This window comes from Balnearium lithotrophicum (genome assembly GCF_900182585.1).
GTDB lineage: Bacteria > Aquificota > Aquificia > Desulfurobacteriales > Desulfurobacteriaceae > Balnearium > Balnearium lithotrophicum.
The window spans coordinates 1-6,781 of record NZ_FXTM01000035.1; the positions used below are offsets into that span (position 1 = coordinate 1).

General features: G+C 42.3%; 8 protein-coding genes. 4 read left to right on the forward strand and 4 right to left on the reverse strand.

Going from position 1 to position 6,781, the window contains the following annotated elements; translation table 11 throughout:
* The 3 genes from FN732_RS09140 to FN732_RS09150 all read left to right on the forward strand — a co-directional run.
* On the forward strand, positions 1-270 hold a 270-nt coding region (locus FN732_RS09140), incomplete at its 5' end, for an integrase core domain-containing protein (RefSeq protein WP_142936239.1).
* 33 nt (positions 271-303) lie between these two features.
* A complete protein-coding gene (locus FN732_RS09145; RefSeq protein WP_142936240.1) occupies positions 304-630 on the forward strand; it encodes a hypothetical protein in 327 nt (108 codons plus the stop codon).
* 18 nt (positions 631-648) lie between these two features.
* On the forward strand, positions 649-2,757 hold the full coding sequence (locus FN732_RS09150) for a cytochrome c3 family protein (protein WP_142936241.1): 2,109 nt from the start codon (positions 649-651) through the stop codon (positions 2,755-2,757).
* Between the two features lie 49 nt (positions 2,758-2,806).
* On the opposite strand, the gene FN732_RS09155 is transcribed toward FN732_RS09150, so the two are convergent.
* The 4 genes from FN732_RS09155 to FN732_RS09170 are packed head-to-tail and all read right to left on the reverse strand — an operon-like array spanning position 2,807 to position 6,031.
* Positions 2,807-4,063 carry a serine hydroxymethyltransferase gene (locus FN732_RS09155; RefSeq protein ID WP_142936242.1) on the reverse strand — a complete coding sequence of 419 codons (1,257 nt, stop codon included), beginning with the start codon at positions 4,061-4,063 and terminating at the stop codon, positions 2,807-2,809.
* 3 nt (positions 4,064-4,066) lie between these two features.
* Positions 4,067-4,519, reverse strand: a complete 453-nt coding sequence (rpiB, locus tag FN732_RS09160) for a ribose 5-phosphate isomerase B (protein WP_142936243.1) — start codon at positions 4,517-4,519, stop codon at positions 4,067-4,069.
* 29 nt (positions 4,520-4,548) lie between these two features.
* Entirely contained in the window at positions 4,549-4,899 is a 351-nt protein-coding gene (locus FN732_RS09165; RefSeq protein ID WP_142936244.1) for a DUF6394 family protein, read from the reverse strand.
* A gap of 1 nt (position 4,900) precedes the next feature.
* Entirely contained in the window at positions 4,901-6,031 is a 1,131-nt protein-coding gene (locus tag FN732_RS09170) for a potassium channel family protein (RefSeq protein ID WP_246051371.1), read from the reverse strand.
* A 156-nt stretch (positions 6,032-6,187) separates the two neighbouring features.
* Here FN732_RS09170 and FN732_RS09175 point away from each other — a divergent pair.
* On the forward strand, positions 6,188-6,781 hold a 594-nt coding region (locus FN732_RS09175; protein WP_142935472.1), incomplete at its 3' end, for a helix-turn-helix domain-containing protein.

A 6,781-nucleotide genomic window follows, 5' to 3' on the forward strand; every position in this document is an offset into this window, starting at 1 on the left:
AGGTCTCCCAAGACCAATGCACATGTTGAAAGGTTCATACAGACGGTGGAGAAGGAACTGTGGATGATAGAAGGGACTGAGCCGACAGTTGATGAAATGAACAGGAAACTATTTAGGTATCTAAGCTTTTACAACTTCGTTAGGCCTCATCAAGGTCTTGGTTATAAGACTCCAGTAGAGAAGTTTGAGGAATATATTAAAAAACTCCAGGGTGTCCACCATGTATTGAACGAGAACACAATATTGACAATAACTAATATTCGTGACTAAAATAAAAAATGTAAATAAAAATAGGAGGGAGCTATGAGGAGGGAACTTTTGGCCAGTACCGTCTTTATACTTGCCCTTTCTCTCAATGCCTTGGGACACCCAGATGTAACTTTGAAGGACCAGTTTGGAAATCCAGTTGACCAGTCAAAGCTTCCTGTTGATGTTAGGAAAAGTTGTGGTTCATGTCACGACATCGACTTTATTGGAACTGCCTACCACTTTCAACAAGGAAGATTGGCAATTCTCTCGAAGGACATTTACGAGAAGAACTACTACAGTAAGTACGGCGATACACAGTTTACAAATGGCCTTCCTAAGGAATTGAATAAACTTGATATGGGTATGTATGGAAAGCTCTGACCTCCTGCCTACCGCCAGTTGGCGCCGGTAGAAGGAACAAACCCTGGAACCGTTGACTTAACAACTCCAAACTATGCATTCAAGTGTGGAATGTGTCACCCCGGTGGTGGTCCACTTGAGAAGGATAGAAACGACAATTTCCTATACGAGAAAACGTTGGATGAAATCCAGTCAATCTTTGACAGCGGTAAAATTCCCGGTGACTATGCCCTTTGGAGCTCCAAGGATAAGAAATTTGTTCCATACGATTGGAAAGTTCAGGTTGGAAATCAAACAATAAACAATACCATGGCTCCAGCATGTTTTCTCTGCCACTCAAAGCTTGATTCAATTAAGAGTCATAATGGAATCCTAAACTATAGGATATCTGTTGCGAAGCTTCACTATTTGGCTGGAGCCGATACAGCTGCAAGTGGTTTGGCTCAGCTAAATATGTCAACGAAGGAATTTACATACAACACCTCTCTTGACGTTGATAACTCTATAAGTGGCATTCAGATTAACCACAATGTAATCGGCAAAGCAAACGACCAACACTGTAGCCAGTGTCACGGTGGTGGATGGGATGACATCAACGGAGATGGAAAGATAACTCCTATGGACTTTGTCATTCAGGGAAAGGACCCAAAGTTTGTTCAGCCTGACTTTATGAAGGAGGCAAAGGTCTGGTTCTTCAGTGAAAACTTTGCCGATGAAAATGGAGTTCCGAAGAATGTAGAAGTTCACCAGTGGGCTAACTATGTGGGAGCAAACAACGTTAAGGGCTGCGTTGACTGTCACCAGCCTGTTAAGCATGACTATATAGGAGAAGGTTACTTCCCGAATACTACGGTTCTTGCGCCTTCCCACGATTTTGCGAAAGGTAATGCAGGACCCGCCCACGGCGTAATGTGGCACCAGATGGCAGGAAGTGCTAAGTGTGAAAACTGCCACACAGACCCTGTTTCACTACACGAAAGCGTTATGGGACCGGCTGCCAAAACCCATATGGATAAAATTGCATGTACTACGTGTCACATTGGAAAGAAGTACTTCTACAGGGTTAAGTTGATTGACTGGACACTTCCTCTGTGGATAGTTTCTGGAAACAATACATCAATAACCTTTAACGGTCTTGATAAAAATGGTTACCTCTATGGAGACCCAGCTAACGGTACATGGCCAGATGTTGCTTGGTTTCCACAGAGGGACTTTAATACAGGAGAGGTTACCTGGAAGTTGAAGTCTGTAAATGCTATGGGAGTTCTCTACTTTGAGGATAACTCCCAAGGGGAATTTAAACCTGTTCTTGCAAGGTACCTTGCAAAGGCCTTCAGACTTGACCCCAACCTTCCAACAAAGTACATAATCGCTCAGATAGACCCAACTACGGGTAAACCGGTTAGGACAGGTGATAAGGGATACATTCCGATGAAAGTCAAGAAGAATTCAATAATTGCCAATGATTCAGACCTTCAGAGTGGTAACTGGACTCTCTGGAGAGCTCTCCCGAACTACATTGACGTTAACCTCAACGGCCAGTACGATGAAGGGGTGGACGTTCAGATTAAGGACGATACTGGACTTTACAAGAATGCTCCCGATGGAGCTCCAGAGATAAATACTAAAGAAGAAGTGGAAGCAGCAATACAAACACTCACAAAGATAATCTCTCAGGCTACCGGCAAGAGCGATGTAACAGTTAAGTTGGCAGCTTCAAGTGATGCCTTTGCCATGACCCACAATATAAGACCTGCATCAGAGGCTCTTAAGTGTAGTGATTGCCACGGAAGAAGTGAGAACGTCTTAACAGGTGAATTCTTCACAAGAACAACGCCTCTATACTTTACATACGACAGTGATGTCCTCTCTGCTCCATACTTCGATAAGAAGGTTGACCAGAGTCCAACAGAGCTCTCGTTTGCTGACCACGTTAAGGAAGAGCTGATAGAGATGGGATATGGAGCTGAAACCCCACAAGGAGGTAATCAGACACAAACAACGTCAGAAAATCAAACGACTTCAACAACAGGTGGTGGCGGTGGAGGAGGTTGTTCACTATCTACAACCCCAGGACTTGGCGGAGCTCTCTCAGGATTATTAGGACTGTTACCTTTGATTGGCTTGAGGAGAAAGAGAAGAAAGTGATTTAACGTTAACTTTGAGGGAAAGGGGAGCTTGGAGCTCCCCTTTTTTATTAGGAGTAGTGTTTTTTAAGTTCAGGATAGAGGGGGTGTTTTCCGCAGATTTCAAGAACTTCAGACCTTACTCTATCTATTACTCCTTCATCTTCAATGTTGTTTAGGACATCAGCAATGAGCTGAGCGATTCTCCTTGCCTCGTCCTCCTTGATTCCCCTCGTTGTTATTGCAGGGGTTCCTATCCTTATTCCACTTGTTACAAAGGGACTTCTCGTGTCAAATGGAATTGTATTTTTGTTAACTGTGATGTTTGCCCTTCCTAAGGCAGCCTCTGCCTCCTTTCCGGTTATTCCCTTGTCCGTTAAGTCAACCAACATTAGGTGGTTATCTGTTCCACCTGAAACAAGCCTAAACCCAAGGCGTTTCAGCTCCTCCGCCATTACTTTAGCATTCTTTACTACCTGCTCCTGATACTCGGTAAACTCTGACGACAAAGCCTCCTTAAAGGCAACAGCCTTTGCAGCAATTACGTGCATCAAGGGACCACCCTGAAGACCTGGAAAGACGGCCTTGTCTATATCCTTGGCAAACTCCTCCTTGCACATTACGACACCACCACGGGGTCCCCTTAAGGTTTTGTGGGTTGTTGTTGTTACAAAGTGGCAGGCCTCAATCGGGGATGGATGGAGGCCAGTAGCAACGAGCCCTGCTATGTGGGCAATATCTGCCATGAGGAGAGCTCCAACCTCATCTGCTATTTCCCTGAACTTATCAAAGTCTATAACCCTTGGATAGGCAGAGGCTCCACATATTATGAGCTTAGGTTTATGCTCCTTTGCCAAATTGTAGACCTGGTCAAAATCGATAGTTTCCGTATCCCTTCTAACTCCGTACTGGACAACGTTAAAGTACTTACCGGTCATATTTACAGGAGAACCGTGTGAGAGGTGTCCGCCGTGGGAGAGACTCATTGAAAGGATAGTATCTCCCGGCTTTAAAACTGCCAAATAAACAGCCTGGTTTGCCTGAGAACCAGAGTGGGGCTGAACGTTAACGTGGTCTGCACCAAAGAGCTCCTTACACCTCTTTATTGCGAGCTCCTCTGCAATATCAACACACTCACATCCACCGTAGTATCTCTTTCCAGGATAACCTTCGGCGTACTTGTTTGTTAGGACGGAACCCTGAGCCTCCATTACAGCAGGAGATGTAAAGTTTTCTGAGGCTATGAGTTCCAAGTGCTCGTTCTGCCTTTTATACTCACACTTTAGGGCATCAAATATTTCAGGGTCTACTCTTTTGAGATTTTCCATTGTCTATCCTCCACACTCTTTGTTCTCTATCTCTGAGATTTTCCTTATCCTTCTCTCGTGTCTTCCGCCGTCAAATGGTGTCTCCAACCATACTTTTACAATCGCCTTTGCAAGTTCATCACCCAAAACCCTTCCCCCTAAACAGAGGACGTTAGAGTTGTTGTGTCTTCTGCTCATTTCAGCAGCATAGATGTTGTAGCACAATGCTGCCCTTATTCCTTTAACCTTATTAGCCGATATAGATATTCCTATTCCCGTTCCACATATAAAGATTCCCCTATCGGCTTCCCCGTTAATAATTCCCTTTGCTGCTTTGTAGGCAAAGTCTGGATAGTCTACGCTCTCCTCTGAATAAGTTCCGTAATCGACGTACTCTACTCCAAGCTCCTCCAAGTAACCTTTTATGACCTCTTTCAGTCTAAAGCCTCCATGGTCACAAGCTAAGGCAACCTTCACGTTCACCTCCTTTGTGGCCGAATTATACTCTAACTCCACCACTCCTCTTCCTTTGACTCCATAACAGTTTCTACTATAAGAAGAACTACAGAGAAAACATTTGCAACTAAAGCTCCCCAGGCCAAGGCCTCCACCAAACTGAGTCTTGTTCCCATTTCGTAGAATATGAGGGCAGGAATTAGGTGAAGGTCGGCTGCAAGGCTTGTTGCTAAGAGCTCTGCACTGAGAGTTTTTTTACTTCCGAGCTTAAGAAGAGTTGCTATTAAGTTAAATGTAACAGAAGCTATTAACTCGTAAGGGTCTTTATCGTAGACAAAACCAACGGTAGTTGTTAGTGACATCATTACAAAAAAAGCCGTTCCTACCTTTCCCCAGTCCATACTATCCCTCCAATCTCTCCTTCAGCTTTTTCCTCAGAATGGAACTTCTCGAAGTAACTCCCCCTTTGGAAAGGACCTTTATAACCCTTTTTATCCTTTCGGCAGGAGCTACCACGACCAATAGGTCAAGTGCTTCTATTACCGTATCACTGTTGGGAGTATAGATAACTCTTCCGTCCCTTTTTCTTATTGCTATGATGGTTATTCCAAATTTGTTCTTTAACTTTAATTCCTTCAGGCTTTTTCCTACTAATGGAGAGTTCGGTTGAACCATAAATTCCTCGATATCTATAAAAACATGTTCCCCGAATAGTATTTCCTCTAAAAGAGATTTCTCTCCGAAAATAGGAGGTTTCTTAGCAAGAACGGAAATCCTCTTTGAGACTATTGAGGGTATTGTCTCTACAAAGTCAGCTCCCACAAGCTTAAGTTTTTCTGAAAACTCGGAATTCTTCACAATTCCTAAGATGAAAAATGGATATATATTTTCCTTATTAACTATGTTCTTAACAGTAAGGGTTACAGCTAAGTTCTTGTAATCGTTGTCTGTAGCTACTATTGCTCCTACAGCAGACTTTACATTTGCAAGATAGACACTATTTTCCTTTGTAGGGTCGAGTTTAAGGTAGTATCTAATTTGGTGTTCTTCTGCAAACTCCTCAAGCTTATCGTCGTCACTAATTACAACTACAGGAATACCGTTTTTTCGAAGTTCAAAAATCAGTTCTGTCACGTAGTCGTTAAAGCCAAAGATTAGGTAGTGTCCCTTCAAAGCTGAAATATCCCCTACCATTTTTCTAAACCTCAAAATTTTTATGAGTTCTCCACTCGATACAAGGTCAATCAAAACTGCTAAGGAGTAACCCATTACTGCTCCAACACCTATAACCATTACAAAGAGGTTGAATACCCTATCCCTGTTTGTCATATCCCACATCTCACCGTAACCGATTGTCGTAACTGTAAGTACTGTCATGTAGAAAGCTCTAAGAAGGTCAACACCCGAAATTACCATGTAACCGATAGTTGAGGCCATTACAGTTACGAGGGCGATTATGAGGGGAGCTCTAAACTTCATTAGAATTTCAAGTATCTTTTCCTCGCTGTACTTTTTAGGTAGTAACTTTTTCAATTACTCCCTCATTTTTGATTTTTCTTAATCAAGTATACATTTTGTTCGTTGAGCTTTAAAAACCTTTGAATAACATGAATAACATTGTTGAAGTTCAGAAAGAAGGTGGACACCCTAAAATAAGATTTGAACTCCAACAAAAGGAGGTGTCCACCAATGAAACAATTAAAGAAATTCAAAGGTGCATCCCTGCACATATCAAATACACCCTTCAAAAAAACAATCAAAAGAGGAACGAAAATAAAAACCAAACTCGACCTAACAAAAGACCCAAACGTGAGAAAAAGACTTAAATGGATTCAACATTACGAAAAACACCAAAATGCAAGACTAACCTGCAGATACTTCGGAATAAGTCCAACCACCTTCTACAAGTGGAAAAATAGATACAAAAAGTACGGTTTAGAAGGCCTCAAAGACAGAAACAAAAGACCTCACAGAGTAAGACAACCTCAGATAGAACCAGAACTTGAACTTCTCATAATCACAGTGAGGGAAAAATTCCCTACCTGGAGCAAAGAAAAAATATCAGTCTTTATAGAAAAATACCTCAACATAAAAGTCTCTCCTTCAACCATCTACAGAGTTTTAAAGAGAAACAATCTAATAGAAAGAACCAGAAAACTCACATGGAACTTTAAGAAAAGAAAACAAATAGGGAAAAAGAACCGCACCAGAAGAGGACTTAGAGCCGATAAACCCGGAACAGTCCTCATAGACGTCAAATACCTCTACTGGTGCGGAAAAACC

Bases quoted from the DNA above. Each gene is read 5' to 3' on its own strand.
- FN732_RS09145 (WP_142936240.1), top strand. From the start codon at position 304: ATGAGGAGGGAACTTTTGGCCAGTACCGTCTTTATACTTGCCCTTTCT.
- FN732_RS09155 (WP_142936242.1), bottom strand. From the start codon at position 4,063: ATGGAAAATCTCAAAAGAGTAGACCCTGAAATATTTGATGCCCTAAAG.
- FN732_RS09165 (WP_142936244.1), bottom strand. From the start codon at position 4,899: ATGGACTGGGGAAAGGTAGGAACGGCTTTTTTTGTAATGATGTCACTA.